The 19,254-nt window shown below is 73.2% G+C and carries 12 protein-coding genes and 1 pseudogene; 10 read left to right on the plus strand and 3 right to left on the minus strand.

Annotated features, from left to right (window positions below; translation table 11 throughout):
- Positions 1-6: 6 nt before the first annotated feature.
- The 3 genes from ACQP0U_RS04655 (at position 7) to ilvA (ending at position 3,749) form a co-directional block, all read left to right on the plus strand.
- Positions 7-1,416, plus strand: coding sequence for an amidase (locus tag ACQP0U_RS04655; RefSeq protein WP_433316058.1), 1,410 nt, complete (start codon positions 7-9; stop codon positions 1,414-1,416).
- Between the two features lie 73 nt (positions 1,417-1,489).
- The gene (locus ACQP0U_RS04660; RefSeq protein WP_433316060.1) at positions 1,490-2,377 is read left to right on the plus strand and encodes a DUF4328 domain-containing protein; all 888 of its coding nucleotides are present in this window, start codon (positions 1,490-1,492) and stop codon (positions 2,375-2,377) included.
- A gap of 151 nt (positions 2,378-2,528) precedes the next feature.
- Positions 2,529-3,749, plus strand: a complete 1,221-nt coding sequence (ilvA, locus tag ACQP0U_RS04665; RefSeq protein ID WP_196921139.1) for a threonine ammonia-lyase — start codon at positions 2,529-2,531, stop codon at positions 3,747-3,749.
- 96 nt (positions 3,750-3,845) lie between these two features.
- On the opposite strand, the gene greA is transcribed toward ilvA, so the two are convergent.
- Together greA and ACQP0U_RS04675 are read right to left on the minus strand one after the other, a co-directional pair.
- Positions 3,846-4,343, minus strand: a complete 498-nt coding sequence (gene greA / locus ACQP0U_RS04670; protein ID WP_433316062.1) for a transcription elongation factor GreA — start codon at positions 4,341-4,343, stop codon at positions 3,846-3,848.
- Positions 4,344-4,499: 156 nt separating this feature from the next.
- Positions 4,500-4,940 carry a DUF4307 domain-containing protein gene (locus tag ACQP0U_RS04675; RefSeq protein WP_433316064.1) on the minus strand — a complete coding sequence of 147 codons (441 nt, stop codon included), beginning with the start codon at positions 4,938-4,940 and terminating at the stop codon, positions 4,500-4,502.
- Positions 4,941-5,142: 202 nt separating this feature from the next.
- On the opposite strand from ACQP0U_RS04675, the gene mca reads away from it, so the two are divergent.
- The 7 genes from mca to purE all read left to right on the plus strand — a co-directional run bounded on the left by mca (position 5,143) and on the right by purE (position 14,029).
- Positions 5,143-6,024: a mycothiol conjugate amidase Mca gene (mca, locus tag ACQP0U_RS04680; protein ID WP_091394187.1), complete on the plus strand. Its 882-nt coding sequence runs from the start codon at positions 5,143-5,145 to the stop codon at positions 6,022-6,024.
- Between the two features lie 48 nt (positions 6,025-6,072).
- Positions 6,073-6,366: a hypothetical protein gene (locus ACQP0U_RS04685; RefSeq protein WP_433316066.1), complete on the plus strand. Its 294-nt coding sequence runs from the start codon at positions 6,073-6,075 to the stop codon at positions 6,364-6,366.
- Positions 6,367-6,545: 179 nt separating this feature from the next.
- Positions 6,546-9,077 (plus strand): putative bifunctional diguanylate cyclase/phosphodiesterase, encoded by a 2,532-nt coding sequence (locus ACQP0U_RS04690; RefSeq protein ID WP_433316068.1) that lies wholly within the window; start codon positions 6,546-6,548, stop codon positions 9,075-9,077.
- Positions 9,078-9,157: 80 nt separating this feature from the next.
- Positions 9,158-10,087, plus strand: a complete 930-nt coding sequence (locus ACQP0U_RS04695; protein WP_433316070.1) for a hypothetical protein — start codon at positions 9,158-9,160, stop codon at positions 10,085-10,087.
- Between the two features lie 87 nt (positions 10,088-10,174).
- Positions 10,175-12,211 carry a thioredoxin domain-containing protein gene (locus tag ACQP0U_RS04700; protein ID WP_433316072.1) on the plus strand — a complete coding sequence of 679 codons (2,037 nt, stop codon included), beginning with the start codon at positions 10,175-10,177 and terminating at the stop codon, positions 12,209-12,211.
- Positions 12,212-12,332: 121 nt separating this feature from the next.
- Positions 12,333-13,508 (plus strand): 5-(carboxyamino)imidazole ribonucleotide synthase, encoded by a 1,176-nt coding sequence (locus ACQP0U_RS04705; RefSeq protein ID WP_433316074.1) that lies wholly within the window; start codon positions 12,333-12,335, stop codon positions 13,506-13,508.
- Positions 13,509-13,540: 32 nt separating this feature from the next.
- Positions 13,541-14,029 (plus strand): 5-(carboxyamino)imidazole ribonucleotide mutase, encoded by a 489-nt coding sequence (gene purE / locus ACQP0U_RS04710; RefSeq protein ID WP_433316075.1) that lies wholly within the window; start codon positions 13,541-13,543, stop codon positions 14,027-14,029.
- Between the two features lie 183 nt (positions 14,030-14,212).
- Here purE and ACQP0U_RS04715 read toward each other — a convergent pair.
- Positions 14,213-19,110: pseudogene (locus tag ACQP0U_RS04715) on the minus strand (SCO7613 C-terminal domain-containing membrane protein).
- Positions 19,111-19,254: the final 144 nt, after the last annotated feature.

The following is a 19,254-nucleotide window of genomic DNA, read 5'->3' on the forward strand; positions in this document are numbered from 1 at the left end:
GGGAGGATGGCCGTGCAGGACATCATGGCGACCTGGGTCGGAGCGACCGCCAAGCAGATCGCCCGGGGCGTACGCCGAGGTGACGTCTCGGCGACCCAGGTCGTCGCCGACCACCTTGAGTACATCTCCCGAACCGACCGTGAGCTGGCCGCGTTCCGCGCCGTTCGCGGCGGTGAGGCGATCACCGAGGCGGAGAAGGTCGACGAGCAGGAGGACCTGGCCAACCTGCCGTTGGCCGGGGTTCCGGTGGCGGTCAAGGAGAACACCCCGGTCGCCGGCCTGCCGACCTGGAACGGGTCGGCCGCCGCCCGCACCGACGTCGCGGAGGCCGACCACGAGGTCGTGCGTCGGCTGCGTGGCGCCGGTGCGGTGATCCTCGGCGTGACCCGGATGCCGGAGCTGGGGCTGTGGGCACTCACCGACGACGACAGCGCGGTGACCCGCAATCCGTGGGACAGCACGCGTACCCCGGGTGGATCCTCGGGTGGCGCCGCCGCCGCCGTCGCCGCCGGGCTGGTGCCGATCGCGCACGCCAACGACGGTCTCGGCTCGATCCGGATTCCCGCGGCCTGTTGCGGGCTCGTCGGCCTCAAGCCCGGTCGGGGCGTGGTCCCCTGCCAGCTCGGCGCGGACGACTGGTTCGGCCTCACCGAACACGGCATGCTGACCAGCACCGTCGCCGACGCGGCGGTCGGCTTCTCGGTGCTCGCCGGCCGGCGTCCCGAGAAGCTGGTCCCCCCGCAGCGCCTGCGGGTGGGCGTCTCGCTGCGTTCCCCGGTCCGCGGTGTCACACCGGACGCGCCCAACCGGGACGCCGTCGCCGCCGCCGGTCGGCTCCTCGCCGCCGCCGGGCACGACACCGTGCCGGCCGACCCGGTCTACCCCACCGCGCTCGGCCTGCAGGGCATCGCCACCTGGTTCGCCGCCGCCGCCACCGACGTCCGGGCCTCCGGTCTGGACCGGCGTGGCCTGCAACGGCGTACCCGACGGCACGTCGCGCTCGGCGAGTGGGCGCAGCGCCGTGGCTACGTGCGGGAGGCGGACCGGGCCGCCTGGCGGCAACGGTCAGTCGACTTCTTCACCGACCACTCCGTCGACCTGCTGCTCACCCCGGCGCTGGCCAGCGCGCCACCGGAGGCGGCACGCTGGTCGGAGCGGTCCTGGCGGGCGAACATGACAGCCAACATCCGGTACGCCCCGTACGCCGCACCCTGGAACATCGCCGGCCTGCCGGCGGTCGTCGTGCCTGTCGGCCGCCGCCCGGACGGCCTGCCGGTCGCCGTGCAACTGGTCGGTCCGCCCGGCTCGGAGCTGCTGCTGCTCGGTGTGGCCGGTCAGTTCGAGATGGCCGCCCCATGGACGCGCCACGCCCCCGGTTACCCCCGGATCGGAACGGGGTCGCCGGCCGTCGCATGATCGTTTAGCGTGTGCGCGCACCTACGCGCGACCACGGGGGACACCAGTGCGCTGCCAGACCTGCGGGGACGCCATGTCCCCCGAAAACGACTACTGCCCGCGGTGCTTCACGCCGCTCGGCCAGCCCGCCGTCACGCCGGGGCTGCCGACCTACCGGGTACGCGGGATCGGCCTGGCGGCGAACGTCGCCGTCGGCGCGACCGCCGTGCTCTACCTGGCGGTGGCGCTGTCGTCGCTGGTCGGCATGGTGCTGGCCCGGCGGGCCATGGCCAACGACGACCCAGACCTGCTCGTCGGCGCGGCGACCATCGTCGCGGTGGTGGCGCTGATCATGACGGTGGTACACCTCGTCGCCGCCGTGCTGGTGATCATCTGGACCTGGCGGGCCCGCAAGAACACCGACGCCTTCCCCGGAGCCGAGCCGGCCTTCGGGCCCGGCTGGGCGATCGCCGGTTGGCTGGTGCCCTTCGCGAACTTCGTGGTACCGGCCCGGGTCGTGGCGGGAGTGGCCCGGGACAGCCTCTGGCGGCGGGCCACGCCAGCGCTCGTGGCCGTCTGGTGGTGCTCCTGGCTGGTGTTCAGCGTCGGTGAGCGGCTCGCCAGCCGCGCCGACGACCGGGCGTACGAGAAGCTGGCGGAAATCCCGTTGAACGACGGCGGCTACCAGGCGTACTCCGACCTGTACCAGGACTCCCTGCTCCGCACCACGCTGCCCGCGCTGGGCTGCGTGATCGCGGCGGTGACGCTGATCCTGCTGATCCAACGGATCTCCGCAGCCCAGGAGGCCCGGATCGCCGGTGCCACCCCGCAGTGGCCGACCGCCCCGGTCTGGCCGTTCCAGGCCTGGCCCTCGGCCCCGGCGGCCCAGTCGGCCCCGGCGGCTCAGCCGGCCCCGGCGGCCCAGTCGGCCCCGGCGGCTCAGCCGGCCCTGAAGGGGCCGGAAGCCGGGCCGGCTTCGTGATCCACTCGGGATCCTTGAAGTCGGGGTGTCCGGGCGGCCCGGATACCGCGCTTTCCGGGATACCGAGTGGATCAACCAGGTCCGGTCGGCCCGCGCCCCGGTCGGCCTGGCCCGCGGGTTGGTCGGGGAGCCCGGGTGGCACGATCGGGGCATGACGGAACTGGTCGGTCTCGACGACGTGCGGGCCGCACGGGAGTTGCTCGCTGGCGTCACCCGCACGACCCCGCTGGAGCCCTCCCGGCCGCTCAGCGCGGCTCTGGGCGGTCCGACGTGGCTCAAGTGCGAGAACGTGCAGCGCGCCGGCTCGTACAAGGTGCGGGGCGCGTACGTGCGGATCTCCCGGTTGTCGGCGGCGGAGCGAGAGCGCGGTGTGGTCGCGGCGAGCGCGGGCAACCACGCGCAGGGCGTGGCCCTCGCCGCCGGCCTGGTCGGCACGCACGCCACCGTCTTCATGCCGGTCAACGCGCCGCTGCCGAAGGTGGCCGCCACCAAGGGGTACGGCGCGCAGGTCGAGTTGGCCGGGAACACCGTCGACGAGTCGCTGGTCGCTGCCCACACGTACGCCGAGCGCACCGGCGCGGTGCTGATCCACCCGTTCGACCACCCCGACGTGATCGCCGGGCAGGGCACTGTGGCGCTGGAGATCCTCGAACAGTGCCCGGACGTCAAGACGATCATCACCGGGGTGGGTGGTGGCGGTCTGATCTCGGGCATGGCGGTGGCCGCGAAGGCGTTGCGGCCGGACGTCCGGATCATCGGTGTGCAGGCGGCCGGCGCGGCGGCGTTCCCGCCCTCACTGGTGGCCGGAGAACCGGTCCGGCTGCCCGTCTTCTCCACCATCGCCGACGGCATCGCGGTCGGCCGGCCGGGCGAGATCACCTTCAACCACGTGCGCAAGCTGGTCGACGAGATCGTCACCGTCTCCGAGGAGGACATCTCCCGGGCCCTGCTGATGCTGCTGGAGCGCGGCAAGCAGGTGGTCGAGCCGGCCGGTGCCGTCGGTGTCGCCGCGCTGCTGGCCGGCGTGGTCGAGGTGGAGACACCTGTCGTCGCCGTGCTCTCCGGCGGCAACATCGACCCGTTGCTGATGATGCGGGTGATCGAGCACGGGTTGGCCGCGGCGGGTCGCTACCTGCGGGTGACAGTCCGCTGTTCGGACCGGCCCGGGCAGCTCGCGTCGCTGCTCAGCCAGATCGCCGAGCACCGGGCCAACGTGGTGGACGTGGAGCACCAGCGGGCCAACCCGCACCTCAGCCTCGGTGAGGTGGAGGTGGCGCTGTCGGTGGAGACCCGGGGCGTCGAGCACTCGGACACGCTGATCAGCGCACTGCGGGCCAGCGGCTACCAGGTGGTCTTCGCGGCCGAGGCGTGACACCGGTGGGTGTCACGCCTCGGATGCGCTGTGTTTCGGCAGCGGGTGTCGGCGTCGGTGGGCCCGGCCGACAGCGGGTGGCGCCCTCGGCGACGGTCAGCCGGAGAACGGCTCGAAGCTGACCACTGTCACCTTGATGTCGGCGCCGCTGGGCGCCGTGTAGGTGCAGGTCTGCCCGGGGCGACCACCCAGGATCGCCTTGCCCAGCGCGGACTCGGGGCTGTAGACGGTCAGGTCGGTCGTGGCCGCGATCTCCCGGGAACCGAGCAGGAAGGTCTCGGTGTCGTTGGTGTCGTCGTCGAAGTAGATCGTCACGACCATGCCCGGCGACACCGCGTCGGCGGTCGGAGCCTCGCCGACCTTCGCCGTGCGCAGCAGTTCCTGCAGGTAGCGGATGCGACCCTCGGCCTTGCCCTGCTCCTCGCGGGCGGCGTGGTAGCCGCCGTTCTCCCGCAGATCGCCCTCCTCGCGCCGAGCGTTGATCTCGGCTGCGACCGCCGGGCGGTTGGCGATGTGCTCGTCGAGCTCGGCCTGGAGGCGGTCGTACGCGTCCTGGGACAGCCAGGTGGCGGGCGCCTCGTTGCCAGTGGACACAGGCGTTCTCCTCAGTTGTGCGTGGCTGGCTGACAGGTGAACTACCAAGTTACCAGTGCGGTACGACACAGCGTGTCGGCCATCACCGCCGGTGTCCGGATCCGACACCGGGGGTAGGCGCTCGACCAGCCCCGCCTGCGGTGCTGTTTGGGCAGCTCAGGACGGTGGTAGGCAGCGCAGAACCTCGCCGATGAACGGCCGCGCGGTGGTGGTGAGGCGGTGCCGGGTGGTGACGTGCCGATCCCCGGGATCGGCGGTCACGGTGACCTGTTCGCGGGCCACCTCGGCACCGGAACGGTCCCGGGCACGCAGCACGCAGACCGCTGATCCACCCGGCGGGACGGTCACCCGAAAGTCGACAAGCACCTGCTTGTCCGTGATGTCGGTGTACGTGATCACCTGAGCGTCGTAGACCGGATCGCCGTACTGCCGATAGAGCCGGACCGAGATCACGGTCAGCGTCGCCACCAGCGCGAGCAGCGCCAGCGCGGCCAGCAGCGTACGGCGGCGCTTCCCGCCGGGCGCCCGACGGCGGCCGTAGCGCCCGGCCGGAAAAACCGGCGCGCCTGGTGAAATTGTGGCGTGCGTCTCGGTCACCGGCGGGTATCTCCTGGCGTTGTTGTCGGCGGCATCGGCAAGAATGACAGAGCCCCATCCTCCCACCCGGTCCAGCGGCAGGAATGGCAGGTCGTGCCCCGCGCTGGTGGCCGGCGGCAGGGTGCGGTGAGGAAGATCCCGGCAGGTCAGCCGGTCGAGCCCGGTCGGGTCCACCGTCCGGCACAGACGAGGAGCGCCGAAGTTGGCAGAGCAACTGCGTCTCATGGCCGTGCACGCGCACCCGGACGACGAGTCGAGCAAGGGCGCGGCGACGACGGCGAAGTATGTCGCACAGGGGGTGGACGTCCTGGTCGTGACGTGCACGGGCGGCGAGCGCGGGAGCGTGCTCAACCCCAAGCTGGACCGGCCCGACGTGTGGGCCAACATCGGCGAGATCCGGCGCGCCGAAATGGACGCCGCGCGGGCGATCCTCGGCGTCGACCAGGCCTGGCTGGGCTTCGTCGACTCGGGTCTGCCCGAAGGCGATCCGCTGCCGCCGCTGCCCGAGGGCTGTTTCGCCCTCCAGGACGTCGAGGTCGCCGCGGGCCCGCTGGTGCGGCTGATGCGCGAGTTCCGTCCGCACGTCGTGACCACGTACGACGAGGAGGGTGGCTACCCGCACCCGGACCACATCATGTGTCACAAGGTGAGCGTGGCCGCGTTCGAGGCCGCCGGCGACCCGGAGCGCTACCCGGAGCTGGGCGCGCCCTGGCAGCCGCTGAAGCTCTACTACGACATCGGCTTCTCCAAGGGCAAGATCATGGCCTTGCACGAGGGCATGCTGGCCGCCGGCCTGGAGTCGCCCTACGAGGAGTGGCTCAAGCGGTGGGAGGATCGGCCCGACAAGGGCCCGCGGATCACCACCCGGGTCGAGTGCGCCGAATACTTCCCGGTCCGCGACGACGCGCTGCGCGCCCACGCCACCCAGGTCGACCCGGACGGCTTCTGGTTCCACGTGCCGATGGAGCTCCAGCAGCGCGCCTGGCCGACCGAGGACTACGAGCTGGCCCGCTCGATGGTCGACAGCCCGCTGCCCGAGTCCGATCTCTTCGCGGGCGTACGGGAGACGGCGCACGCCCGCTGATTCCCGGCGGGTCTACCCTGGTTACCAACCGCACATCGGAGGAACGCCATGCTGACCGCTGCCCAGGTGCTCGCGGAGAACAACTTCGGGGACACCCGCACGGGTGGTCTGGCCGGGCCGATGGGCCTCTTCCTCATCCTGCTGCTGGCCACCGCGACCATCCTGCTGATCCGCAACATGAACGCTCGGCTGCGCCGTCTGCCGGACCGTTTCCCCCAGCAGTCCGGTTCGACCGACCCGACCAGGGCCGATGCGTCAGTCGTCGATCCGACAGACGGGACCGCGGGGCGTGATTCATCCACGCCTGCTCCCAACGGGCACCAGCAGCACCTGAACGGGTAGTCCGCGCATGAATCACGCCGAACCGGTTGGTCGCCCCCTGTTGCGGCCACCCGGTTTGGCTTAGCCTTCCGCCGGGGGGACCAAAAGTCTCCGAGCCGTGTGCGGAAGGGGGCGCCGATGACCAGCACAGCACCGGCCGCCCGCCGCGACGTCGGTCGGTCGGCTGACGGGGGAGGTCGATGACCTCCGGTCCGGCCGACGACCCGTTCGATCGGCTCGGGGTGCGTGGCACTCCGGGCCGGCTGCTCGTGCTCACCGCCGCCGTCACGCTGACCGCCCTGGCCGCCGCCGTGGTCGGGTTGACCCTCCCGGTCCGGCTGCCGGCCGACGACCCCCTCGGTGGTCCGGCCCGCTTCGGCATCGCCGTCGCCGTCCTGGCCCTCGCCCAGCTCGCCCGGCTGCGGTTCCGTTCGGCCGCGGGCATGGTCAGCATCACCTGGGGCGAGGCGGCCCTGATCGTCTGCCTCTACCTGACCCCGGCCGGCTGGCTCCCGTCCGCCACTTTGCTCGGCACCGGGCTGGCCTGGACGATGCTGTCAGTGCACAACGACCGCCGTCCGGCCCTGGAGATCGTCCGGATCGCCGCGTCGTTGGCCGCCGCGTCGGCGCTGGCCGTGTCCGTGACCACCGCGCTCGGGCGGCCGCTGCTCTCCCCGCCCACCCCGATGCTGGCGCTGGCCGTGATCGCCGGCTCGGTGACGTACCTCCTGGTGACCGCCTGGTTGGGCGGCGTGACGCTGGGCCTGCGGCACGGGCTGCCGATCGGTCCGACGCTGCTCGCCGCGCTGCGCGGCAAGCTGCTGATGTTCGTCGGCAACGTGGCGGTCGGGCTCGTGGTGGTCGCTCTGCTGGAGCTCGACCCGCGCTGGTTGCTGTTGCTGCCGCCGCTGCTGTGGCTGCTGCAGCAGACCTACCGTTACCGGCTGCGCTCCGATCAGGAGCGCCGCACCTGGCGTGCCTTCGCCGAGGCCACCGCGGCCCTCAACCAGCTCGACGAGCGGGGCGTGGCCAGCGCGGCGGTCACCGGGGCGGTGACGCTGTTCAACGCCGAACTGGTGGACGTCGACGTGGCCCGGGCCGACGGGCGGTGGCACCGCTACCGGGGTGACGCCAGCGGCCAGCTTGTCGACCGGGAGACGGGCCCAACGGACCAGCCGGAGTCGGACGAGCACGAGCTGAGCCGGGCGCTGTCCGTCGGCGCCGCGCCGGTCGGTCGGCTGCGGGTGCGGTTCCCCCGCTCGGCCCCGCCCACGGCCCGGGAACGCGACGCGGTGGCCGCCTTCGGCGACGCGCTCGCCGCCGCGCTGCACGACGCCGCGACCCACCACGAGCTGCGGCTGGTGACAGCCCGTTCGTCGTACGAGGCGGTGCACGACCCGCTCACCGGGCTCGCCAACCGGGCGGCGATGCTGAGCAAGGGCGACCAGTCGCTGCGACAGCTCAGCCACGATCACCCGGTGGCGCTGCTGCTGCTGGACATCAACCAGTTCAAGGAAGTCAACGACACCCTCGGCCACGCCGCGGGCGACCAACTGCTGCGGTTGACCGCGAACCGACTCAACGCGCTGGTCCGCGCCGGCGACCTGCTCGGCCGACTCGGCGGCGACGAGTTCGCCCTGCTGCTCACGGCGGTGCCGGTGCTCGGCGACCGGGCCGCCCCGATGGCCCACGCGTTGCGCCAGGCCCGTGAGATCGCCGAGCGGCTGGCCGCGCCGACCGAGGTGGCCGGCGTACGGATGTCCATCGAGGTCTCGGTCGGGGTGGTGGTGGCCGCCGCCGGCACCGCGGACCTGACCGAGCTTCTGCGCCGGGCCGACATCGCGATGTACCAGGCCAAGGAGGGCGGTGGCAACGTCGCCGCGTACGACGGCGCGCGCGACGCGGCCAGCACCGACCAGCTCGCCCTGCTGGCCGAGCTGCGTGAGGCGTTGAAGGTCGACGACCAGCTGGTGCTGGCACTGCAGCCGGCGGTCGACCTGGCCACGGGTGCGCCCACCGGGGTGGAGGCGCTGATCCGTTGGCAGCACCCCCGACGTGGGTGGCTGAACCCGGCCGACTTCATCCGGCCGGTGGAGAACAGCGAGCAACTCGGCACCTTCACCCGCTACGTGCTGGACAAGGCGCTCGGCGTGGCCGCCGGTTGGGCCCGGGAGGGGTTGGACGTCCCGATCTCGGTCAACCTCTCGGCGCGCAGCCTGCTCGACCCCCGGCTGCCGGCGGAGATCGCCGACGCGCTGCGCCGCCACCAGGTGCCGCCGCACCGGCTCGTTCTGGAGATCACCGAGACGGTGGTGATGAGCGAGTTGGAGGTCATCGACGAGGTGCTGGCGACGCTCCGGTCGATGGGCGTGCAGCTCGCGGTCGACGACTTCGGCACCGGCTTCTCGTCGCTGACCTTCCTCACCCGCATCGCCGTGGACGAGCTGAAGGTGGACCGCTCCTTCGTCATCCGGATGGCCGACTCGCCGGAGGCCGCCGCGATCGTCCGGACGACAGTGGGCCTCGCTCACGAGTTGGGGCTGCGGGTGGTCGCCGAAGGGGTGGAGACCGCCGAGCAGCGGATGGCCCTGGCAGAGCTGGGTTGCACCTCCGCCCAGGGCTACCACTTCTTCAAGCCGATGCCGGCGGACAAGATCGGCGCGGTGCTGGGGTCGCTGCGCGACTCGGCCGAGTCGAACGTGTTCCGGCTCCGCGCCGACGGCGCGTCCTGAGTAGCAGGCGCGACCTCGGCTGATCGGTTTCGGGCGGGGCGGCCGACCGCCCGCCGACACCTTAGAGTCGATTGAGCTGTGTGGATGTGTTGATCTTCCACGCCCTCTCTCGAAGGGACATCATGCGACTCTCCGGGAAACGTCCCCTCCACGCCGCGGCACTTGTGCTGACCGTCGCGGCGTTCGGCACGCTGGCGGTCGCCGCTCCCGCCTCGGCCAAGGCACCCGAGTCGGCCACGCTGGCGGTCACCGGTGATCCGGACGATCCGATCACCGAGGGTCAGGGGGTGGCCTTCTCCACCGCGTCCGGCGACGGCTTCAACGTCTGGGGCACCGCGAACCACCTGACCGTCCAGGTCTTCGACCCACCCACCGGCCCCTGGACCATCGAGGTGAGCGCGCCCGTCGGTCAGTCGTTGGCCGTGGGCACCTACACCGGTGCCACCGAGAACACCTACGAGAGCCCCCTGCCCGGCATCGCAGTGACCGGTGCGGACCGGATCTGTTCGTTCGGGCAGACCGGCTCGTTCACCGTCACGGACATCTCCTGGGGCCCGCACGGCTATCTGGAGCGGTTCGACGCCACCTTCGAGCAGCGCTGCAACTACAGCACGGGCTCGGCCCGGGGCGAGGTGCACGTGGTCAACCCGCCGGCGCCCCCGGTGCTCGCCGTCGGCGTCGACGTGGCCAGGTCGGGCACGATCGACACCGCAGCCGACGAGGTGACGCTGCGCGGCACGGTCACCTGCAACGCCCCGGCCACCGTGTACGTGGAGGGCGGCGTCACCCAGACGTGGCACGGCGAGCGGGCTGAGGGCATCGTCCGGGCGGAGGCGGCGTGCACCCCCGGCGCTCCGGTTGCCTGGACCTCCAGCACGCCCTCGTTCACATCGGTCCCGTTCCGGCACGGTGCCGTGACGGTGTCCGCGAACGCCATCGCCTACGACACGACGTACGACGTCTTCGTCGGTGACGCGGACACCGCTGTGGTCCGGCTCAAGAAGGGCTGACGGTCTCCGGCCCGGGCCGTGGGGCGGGCAGTCGACAGTCCGGGTGGAGCCCGCGCGGTCCGCGCCGGGGCTGGCTATGGTCGTCAGGTGAACCGACTCGTCGACGCCACCAGCCCGTACCTGCTCCAGCACGCCGACAACCCGGTCGACTGGTGGCAGTGGTCGGACGAGGCGTTCGCCGAGGCGAAACGGCGGGACGTTCCGGTCCTCATCTCGGTGGGCTACGCGGCCTGCCACTGGTGCCACGTGATGGCGCACGAGTCGTTCGAGAACGCGCAGGTCGGCGCCCTGATGAACGACAACTTCGTGTCGATCAAGGTGGATCGTGAGGAGCGCCCGGACGTGGACGCGGTCTACATGACCGCGACCCAGGCGATGACCGGCCAGGGCGGTTGGCCGATGACCGTCTTCGCCACCCCGGACGGCACCCCGTTCTTCTGCGGCACCTACTTCCCGCGCTCGAACTTCGTCCAGTTGCTCCAGTCGGTGGCCACCGCCTGGCGGGAGCAGCGCGAGGCGGTGCTCGGCCAGGGCGCCGCGGTGGTCGAGGCGATCGGCGGCGCGCAGGCCGTGGGCGGCCCCACCGCGCCGCTGGACGCCCCGCTGCTCGACGCGGCGGCCGCCAAGCTGGCCAGCGAGTACGACGCCACGAACGGCGGGTTCGGTGGCGCCCCGAAGTTCCCGCCGCACATGAACCTGCTCTTCCTGCTGCGCCACCACCAGCGCACCGGCGACCCGGGCAGCCTGGAGATCACCCGGCACACCGCCGAGGCGATGGCCCGAGGCGGCATCTACGACCAGCTCGCGGGCGGCTTCGCCAGGTACTCGGTGGACGCGCACTGGACGGTGCCGCACTTCGAGAAGATGCTCTACGACAACGCGCTGCTGCTGCGGGTCTACACCCAGCTGTGGCGGCTCACCGGTGACCCGCTGGCCCGCCGGGTGGCGCGGGACACCGCCCGGTTCCTCGCCGACGAGCTGCACCGGCCGGGGCAGGGGTTCGCGTCCGCGCTGGACGCCGACACCGAGGGCGTCGAGGGGCTCACCTACGCCTGGACGCCTGCCCAACTCGTCGAGGCGCTGGGTAAGGAGGACGGCCGGTTCGCCGCCGACCTGTTCACCGTCACCGACCAGGGCACCTTTGAGCACGGCATGAGCGTCCTCAGGCTGGCCCGGGACGTGGACGATGCCGCGCCCGAGGTACGTGCCCACTGGCAGCAGGTGGTCGGACGGCTGCTCGCTGCCCGGGACACCCGCCCGCAGCCGGCCCTCGACGACAAGGTGGTGGCCGCCTGGAACGGCCTGGCGATCACCGCCATCGCCGAGTTCCAGCAGGTGGCCGCCGTGTACGCGTCCCCGCAGGACGCCGATGCCAACCTGATGGACGGCGTCACCATCGTCGCCGACGGAGCGATGCGCCAGGCCGCCGAGCACCTGGCGGCCGTGCACCTGGTGGACGGCCGGCTGCGCCGGGTCTCCCGGGACGGCAAGGTCGGCGAGCCGGCTGGTGTCCTGGAGGACTACGGCTGTGTGGCCGAGGCCTTCTGCGCGCTGCACCAGTTCACCGGCGAGGGCCGCTGGCTCACCCTGGCCGGCGAACTGCTGGACACCGCCCTGGCGCACTTCGCCGCACCCGGTGGCGCCTTCTACGACACGGCGGACGACGCGGAGCGGCTCGTCGCCCGGCCGGCTGACCCGACCGACAACGCGACCCCGTCCGGCCGGTCGGCGTTGATCGCCGGGCTGGTGGCGTACTCGGCGTTGACCGGGGAGACCCGCTACCGGGAGGCCGCCGAGGCGGCCCTCGGCACTGTCGCGCCGATCGTCGGGAAGCACCCCCGGTTCACCGGGTACGCGGCCATGACCGGCGAGGCGTTGCTCTCCGGGCCGTACGAGATCGCCGTGGCCACCGACGACCCGGCCGGCGACCCCCTGGTGGCCGCCGCCCACCGGCACGCCCCGCCCGGGGCGGTGGTGGTCGCCGGGCGTCCGGACCAGCCGGGTGTGCCGCTGCTGGCCGGTCGTCCGCTGGTCGAGGGGCGCTCCGCCGCGTACGTCTGCCGGGGTTTCGTCTGCCAGCGGCCGGTCACCTCGGTCGAGGACCTGGTCGCCGAGCTGGGCTGATCGCACGGCCACGCCCGGTAGTCGCCCACGACACCCGCCGGAAGGCCCGTCCAGCTCTTCCGAGGCCGGTCGCCAGCCCTCCGGGTGGGCGCCTCGGCGGCCCGGATAGGCTGGCCGCGCTATGGATTCCCGTACCGGTCTGCCAGTTGTCGGCATGGTGGGTGGCGGCCAGTTGGCCCGGATGACCCACCAGGCCGCGATCGCCCTCGGCCAGTCACTGCGTGTGCTCGCGACCGCCCCCGACGACGGCGCGGCGCTCGTTGCCGCCGACGTCCAGTACGGCGACCACACCGACCTGGCCGCCCTGCGCACCTTCGCCAAGGGCTGCGACGTCGTCACCTTCGACCACGAGCATGTGCCCTCCGAGCACATCCGCGCGCTGGCGGCGGAAGGGGTGCCCCTGTACCCGCCGGCGGACGCGCTGCTGCACGCCCAGGACAAGCAGGTCATGCGGGAACGCCTGACCGAGCTGGGCGCCCCCAACCCGGCCTGGCGGCCGGTCGGGGAGCCCGCTGACCTCGTCGACTTCGGCGAGCAGGTCGGCTGGCCGGTGGTGCTGAAGGCGGCCCGGGGCGGATACGACGGCCGGGGCGTCTGGATGGTCGACGACGCCGCCCAGGCCACTGAGCTGGCAACCACGCTGCTCGCTGGCGGCACCCGGCTGATCGTCGAGGAACGGGTGCCGCTGCGGCGGGAGTTGGCCGTGCAGGTGGCCCGTTCGCCGTTCGGTCAGGTGGCCGCGTACCCGGTGGTCGAGACGGTGCAGCGCGACGGCATCAACGTGGAGGTGCTGGCCCCGGCGCCCGGCCTGGACGAGGAGCTGGCGGTCTCCGCGCAGCAGCTCGCCATCGACCTGGCCACCGCGCTCGGCGTGATCGGCCTGCTGGCTGTGGAGCTGTTCGAGGTACGCGACGACGCCGGCCGCCCCGCGATCGTGGTCAACGAGCTGGCGATGCGTCCGCACAACTCCGGGCACTGGACCATCGAGGGCGCCCGGACCTCGCAGTTCGAGCAGCACCTGCGGGCCGTGCTGGACTACCCGATGGGTGACACCGCGCTGACCGCCCCGGTGGTGGTGTCGGCGAACGTGCTCGGCGGCGAGCCGGGCGGGATGTCGATCGACGAGCGGTTGCACCACCTCTTCGCCGCCGAACCGGGTGCCAAGGTGCACCTGTACGGCAAGCAGGTGCGACCTGGCCGCAAGATCGGGCACGTCACGGTGCTCGGCGACGACCTGGAGGACCTGCGGGCACGGGCCGCACGGGCCGCGCGTTGGCTGCGCGAGGGCCACGAGTGAGCCACGGTTTCGGAATCGACGAGAGGGCCGCAGTGAGCACGGTTGGCTTGATCATGGGCAGTGACTCGGACTGGCCGACCATGCGGGCCGCTGCCGAGGTGTTGGACGACTTCGGCGTGGCGTACGAGGTACGCGTGATCTCGGCGCACCGGACTCCGGTCGCGATGATCGAGTATGGGCGCGACGCCGCCGACCGGGGCCTCAAGGTGATCATCGCGGGGGCTGGGGGTGCCGCCGCGCTGCCCGGCATGGTCGCGTCGGTGACGCCGTTGCCGGTGATCGGTGTGCCGGTGCCGCTGAAGCACCTCGACGGCATGGACTCGCTGCTGTCCATCGTGCAGATGCCTGCCGGGATCCCGGTCGCCACCGTGTCGATCGGCAACGCGCGCAACGCCGGCCTGCTCGCCGTACGGATCCTCGGTGCCGGCGACGAGGGGCTGCGCGCCAAGATGACGACCTACCAGCAGGACCTGGAAAAGCTCGTAGCAACAAAGGAAGAAGCCCTAAAGGCCACCCTTTAGTAACCCGAGCCCAACCCCCGCGCCCCGCCCCACCCCGCGCCCCGCCGATCTTGTACTTTCGGTCGTCGATTCGTGGCATTCGCGCCTAATGTCGCGACAGAAAGTGCAAGATCGCGCAAGGCATCCCCGCGGACCGCGCCCGCTCACCCTGCCCACTCACTCACGCCGCAGGGACCCTCCGATTCATCTCATGCCGCGCAGGGCCGTCTGTAGGCGTTCCTGGGCTCGGCGGCGGCGTTCGTTGCTCGCGCCGAGCACCAGGAGCAGGATGCCCACCGGGATCAGCGCCAGCCACGGGCCGAGGCTGAACAGGGCGTGGATCGCCGTGATCGCGGTGACCGACGCGCCGACGATCACCGGTGCCTGCTGCCGACTGGACGAGCCGAAGATCAGCACCGCGACCGCGCCGAGCAGCAGCAGCATCTGCCGCACCGTGCTGGACTCGGTGGCCAGCACGATGGCAAGTGTCGGCACGAAGGCCGCGACCAGCGCCGGACCGTACGCCACCCAACTGCTCATGTCCGGTCGGTGGCGCAGCTCCAGGACGCCGACGAGGAGGGCCAGCGCGGCGAACGGCAGCGTGTACGCCTCGGGCAGCGCCACGTCGGCGACTCGCATCAGGATCCACCACGCGGTGATCTCACAGACCACCACCGCCCAGAACAGGATCCGGCGTTCCACCGGCCGGCGGCCGGGTCGGGTCGCCGCCACCCCGAGCACAGCGCCCCAGGCGGCCAGCAGGGCGGCGATGTGTCGGGGCGAGTCGAAGGCGAGGGCCAGGGCGATCAGCGCGGCAGCGTACCCGGTCCATTCCACGGTGGAGGCTTCCCGCTGTGCCTCGGGACGGCGCAGCCGGGGCAGGGTCGCGGCGAGCACCTGGAGGACCGCGCCGACGGCCAGCACCCCGAACGCGGACCAGACCGCGGCCAGCCCGGCGACCAGGCCGGCGGTGAGCACGAAGAGCTGCGCCATGAGTGAGGCGAAGAGCCAGCCGAGGATGCGCGACCGCTGGGTGGTGCCGAACAGCGCCGCGACCGCGCCCACTCCGACCGCGCTGCCGAGGGTGAACACGGTCATCTGCCGGTCGGCCAGGCTGCCCGCGAGCCCGGCGCTGCCACCGGCCAGACCGATGACGAACACCAGCACCCGGGCCAGTCGCAGCGAGCGGGCCCGCTCGACAAGCGGCGGAGGTGGGGTCAGCGCGAGACCGAGCATCGCGATGGTGAAGACGGAGAGCGCGGCGACGGTGCTGGCGGGCCAGCCCTGGCCCAGCGCGATGGGCGCGATCAGCAGCGTGACGGCTGCCCCGGGCAGCACCACAGGCACGGCCCGGGACCGTCGCCCGCCGCTGAACCCGGTGGCGGCCAGCGCGGCGGTCGCGGTGAGCAGCAGCGCCGTCAGCACGTGGGTCGGATTGACCACGTCCGGTGGTGGGGTGAGCAGCTCCGGCGGTGGGCCCTGCCAGATCCGGGTCAGTGTGCGGTGCGGCTCGACCAGGGCGGCGACCAGCGCGGGCGCGACCGAGGCGAGGGCCAGGGCGGTCGGGAGCGCCGCCGCGGCCAACGCGCCCGCAGCCGGGTTGACCCGCCACCGCCGTCGCTCCGGGTCGTCCGGCAGCCGCCGTAGCGCGCCGTCGAGCCGTACCGCCCAACGTCGGACCGGCTGGGCCGCGCCGGTGGGCGGCACCGTGGCCGCGCGGATCAGCTCGGCCAGTACGCCGAGCAGGGCGGCGGCGGCCGCGTAGACGCCGGCGGCGAGGCCGGTGGGGATGGCGGCGAGGGCGCTGATGGCGGCCCCGCCGACCACCGCCACGCTGGCCCAGGGCAGGTACTGCGGCACCAGCCGGCGGACCGCTGCCACGGCGGCCAGGCCGAGACTGGTCGCGGCCAGCGCGGCGGTCAGCACCACCTGCGCCGAGTGTTCGAACTCGGCGGCCAGTGCCGCCACCGCACCGGGGAGGGCCAGCAGGGCGGCAGCTGCCGCCGCGCCACCGATCTGCGCCAGGTGGGGCGGCATTCCCTCGGTGTCGATGTCGGTGACCTGCGGGTCGGCGAGGACACGGGCCAGCGTGGCCACCACCACGCCGATCAGAGCGATGCTGCCCAGCGCCAGGGCCGTGGTCCACGGGCGGACCAGTCCGGCTCCGGCGGCGTGCAGCGCGACAACCCCTGCCACGGTGGCCCGGGACAGCCCGGCGCGTGCCTCCTCCGTTGCCACCGCGGCCATGCCGAACACGGTGGCGACCATTCCGCCGACCAGGACCGGCGACCACCAGGCCAGATCGAAGGCGGCCGGCGCGCCGATCGTGGCGAGCACCACCGCCACGCCGGACACGTCCCAGCGCCAGGGCGGCGGGAGCAGGATGCCGGCGGCGAGGGCCAGCAGCGCCAGCGCGACCGGAGCCTGCCACGTGGCACCGCCGACGGGGGCGGCCGGCCAGCCGCTCAGGTCGCCCCTCCAGATCGGGCCGGGGGTGGCCAGCACACCGACCCCACCGCGCACCGCCGACCAGCCGGCGAGTACGCCGATCAGGGCACCGCCGACGGCGAGGCCGAGGATCGGCCCGCGTCGCCACTCCTCCGGCATGCTGCGGGCGCCCACGGCGACCACCAGGAGCAGGGCGGCGGCCACCGCCAACTGCCCACCCGGGGCGAGCACCGCCCCGATCCGGACCAGTGTGGCGATCAGGGCGGTGGTGACCGCCGCGGCGGCCAGGTCCGAGCCGTCGAGGGTGAGGTCCGCGCGCCGGCCGGCGTCGATGGAGGGGGCCAGGAAGAGCAGCACCGCCGCGACCAGCAGGAGCGCGCCGACCCAGGCGTCGGCGACTGTCGCGCCGGGTGCCCCGAACGCGGCGGCGGTGACCATCAGCGCGCCCAGCCCGGTACCGACCGACAGCGGCGCGGGGATGCGGCGCTGGGAGACCTGCACGACGGCGGCGTAGCCGAGGGTCACGCAGACCGCCAGGAAGCTGGCCGCCAGGACCGGGACGGTCACCTCGCGGAGGCTCGCCGGGGTGGGGGTCGGATCGCTCGGCATGCTCGCGGCCACGAACGCGGCCACCGCCCCGGGCAGCGCGAACGCGGCGCCACCGGCGGCCCACGCGGTGACCGTGTCGGAGGCGGCGGACGCGATCCGGATCCGGGGCGCCAGCGCGACAAGCGTGCCGGCCACGAACAGGGTGATCAGGACCGCGGCCGTGAGGGTGGGGCTGGACAGGCTGGCACCCGCCGCGAACAGGCCGACCACGGCCGCCCCGATGGCGTGCGCCACAGCGGCCCGGTCGGTGCGGGCGGAGAGCCCGATCACTCCGATGCCGATCGCGGTGACCACCATCGGCCACGGTGCCGTCGCCCAGCCGAGACCGAACGAGGCCGGGACGGCGAGCGCGGTCAGCGCCGCGCCGGCGACGGCGAACTCCCGGCGGATCTCGGTCGGCAGGGCCAGCACCGCCGCGATGGTGAGCAGGAACGCGGCACCGGCGAGCTGCCAGGTGGTCGGCCCGACCGCGGCGGCCAACTCACCCGGGTACCGGCTGAGGTCGGGATCCCAGGCGGGCAGCGCCGCCCGGACCGGTGCCACCCCGGCGCGTAGCGCGCCGCCGGCGACCACCAGACCGCTCACGGTCAGCGCCACCGCGGAGGCGATCTGTGGGCCACGTCGGGCCGCCTCCGGGACCGCGCGCACCGCGAGCCCGGTCACCGTGATGACCGCCGCGATCAGCAGCAGCGCCCGGCCGGGAGTGCCACCGACGCGATTCGGCTGAGCGCGCCGATCACGGCCAGGGTGACGATGCCGGCCGCCACGTCGGGCAGCGGCGGGCGACGCAGCACCAGGGCGCCGGCCAGCCCGATCACGGCGGCCAGCAGCAGCACCACCCCGGCGCCGGTCGCAGTCGGCACGGTCTGTGCCCGCAGCAGGGCGGTGACCGCGTACGCCAGCGCGACGGCGACCGCCAGAGCGTGCAGCGACCAGGTCAGCTCACGCAGGCCGGGCACCGGGCGGGTCGGCGGTCGCGGGTCGGTGGTGCCTCCGGTGGCGTCGATCAGCTCGGCGGCCTCCTCCGGGTCGCCCTCCGGCCGGCTCTCGGTGTCGCGTTGGCGGGGAGCCGACGGCGTGCCCGGCCCTGGCAGGTCCTGCCGGGCGGGGCGTTCGACTGTCACGCCGGAGCGGGCCAGGCCGAGGTCGACGAGGGCGACCAGGGCCAGCACCAGCGCCCAGCCGCCCGGCCCGGTGATCTGGTCGTACGCCAGCAGAGGCAGCACCGGCTGCGCGGCGAGCACGGTGGCGAAGCGGGGCGCGCGCAGGCCCGTCCAACGGGCGTACCCGAATGCCACGGCGGCGGTGACCGCGAAGATCACCCCGGCGAAGACCGTGCCGGACGCACCGTCGGTGCCGATCCGGTCCACCGCCCAGAGGGCGTTGCCGGCGAGCGGCACCAGCAGCAGGCCGACCGCGGCGATGGTCTCCGCTGTCGAGGTGAGCCCGCGCCGGGCCAGCGCCGGCGGGGCGAGCAGCATCAGCACGGTGGCCAGGAGCAGGATGCCGAGCCGGGCCAGCGCGTCCATCGAACTGGTGGCCACCGCGGCGAAGACCACCGCGGCCACTCCGAGCAGCAGCGCGCCCAGCCCGAGGGGGATGTTCTGCACCTCGCGCGACGAGGCCTCCGGCGGGTGCTCCGGGTCGTCCGCGTCCAGCCAGGTGGCCCGGGGCGGGGGTGGCGGCGGATCCTCCGGGGCGGGTGGAGTGCCCTGGCGGGGCACCCGGGGCGGCGCTCCGGTGGTGGCGGTCGGTGGCCGGCGGCCGGGGCGGCGGCGGAGCACCCGGCGGGGCCGGGTGGCCTGCTTGAGGCGCTCCTCGCTGGCGTGGGCGAGGATGTCCCGCTGGAAGAGCGCGGCCTGCATCTTGGCGGCGATCTGCCGTTGCTCACGGGCGATGGCGGCGTCGCGCGCCTTCATCTCCGCTATCGAACGCTCGATGTCCGAGAGGTGCTCGACCCACTGTGGTTGATCTGCCCCACAGTGCGGGCATCGAACGGCCGGCTTGATCTCCCGGCCGCACGAGGAGCATTGAAAGGTCGCCACGACACCCCTCCACCCGCACTGTGGACTCCCACTGTCGCAGCATGCCCAAAGCTGGCGCGGATTTCGACTCTTGTCGGCGGGTCCCGGGCAAACAACGACACCGGCCGGCCATCGAGATGCTCGATGGCCGGCCGGTGGGCGTCG

Origin of the sequence: Micromonospora sp. CA-269861 (genome assembly GCF_050948505.1) — a bacterium.
Classification (GTDB): Bacteria; Actinomycetota; Actinomycetes; order Mycobacteriales; family Micromonosporaceae; genus Micromonospora.

What these genes read in the sequence shown, in the direction of transcription:
- ACQP0U_RS04655 (WP_433316058.1), top strand. Translation starts at nt 7, where the DNA reads ATGGCCGTGCAGGACATCATGGCGACCTGGGTCGGAGCGACCGCCAAG.
- ACQP0U_RS04690 (WP_433316068.1), top strand. Translation starts at nt 6,546, where the DNA reads ATGACCTCCGGTCCGGCCGACGACCCGTTCGATCGGCTCGGGGTGCGT.
- ilvA (WP_196921139.1), top strand. Translation starts at nt 2,529, where the DNA reads ATGACGGAACTGGTCGGTCTCGACGACGTGCGGGCCGCACGGGAGTTG.
- ACQP0U_RS04660 (WP_433316060.1), top strand. Translation starts at nt 1,490, where the DNA reads ATGTCCCCCGAAAACGACTACTGCCCGCGGTGCTTCACGCCGCTCGGC.
- ACQP0U_RS04705 (WP_433316074.1), top strand. Translation starts at nt 12,333, where the DNA reads ATGGATTCCCGTACCGGTCTGCCAGTTGTCGGCATGGTGGGTGGCGGC.
- ACQP0U_RS04685 (WP_433316066.1), top strand. Translation starts at nt 6,073, where the DNA reads ATGCTGACCGCTGCCCAGGTGCTCGCGGAGAACAACTTCGGGGACACC.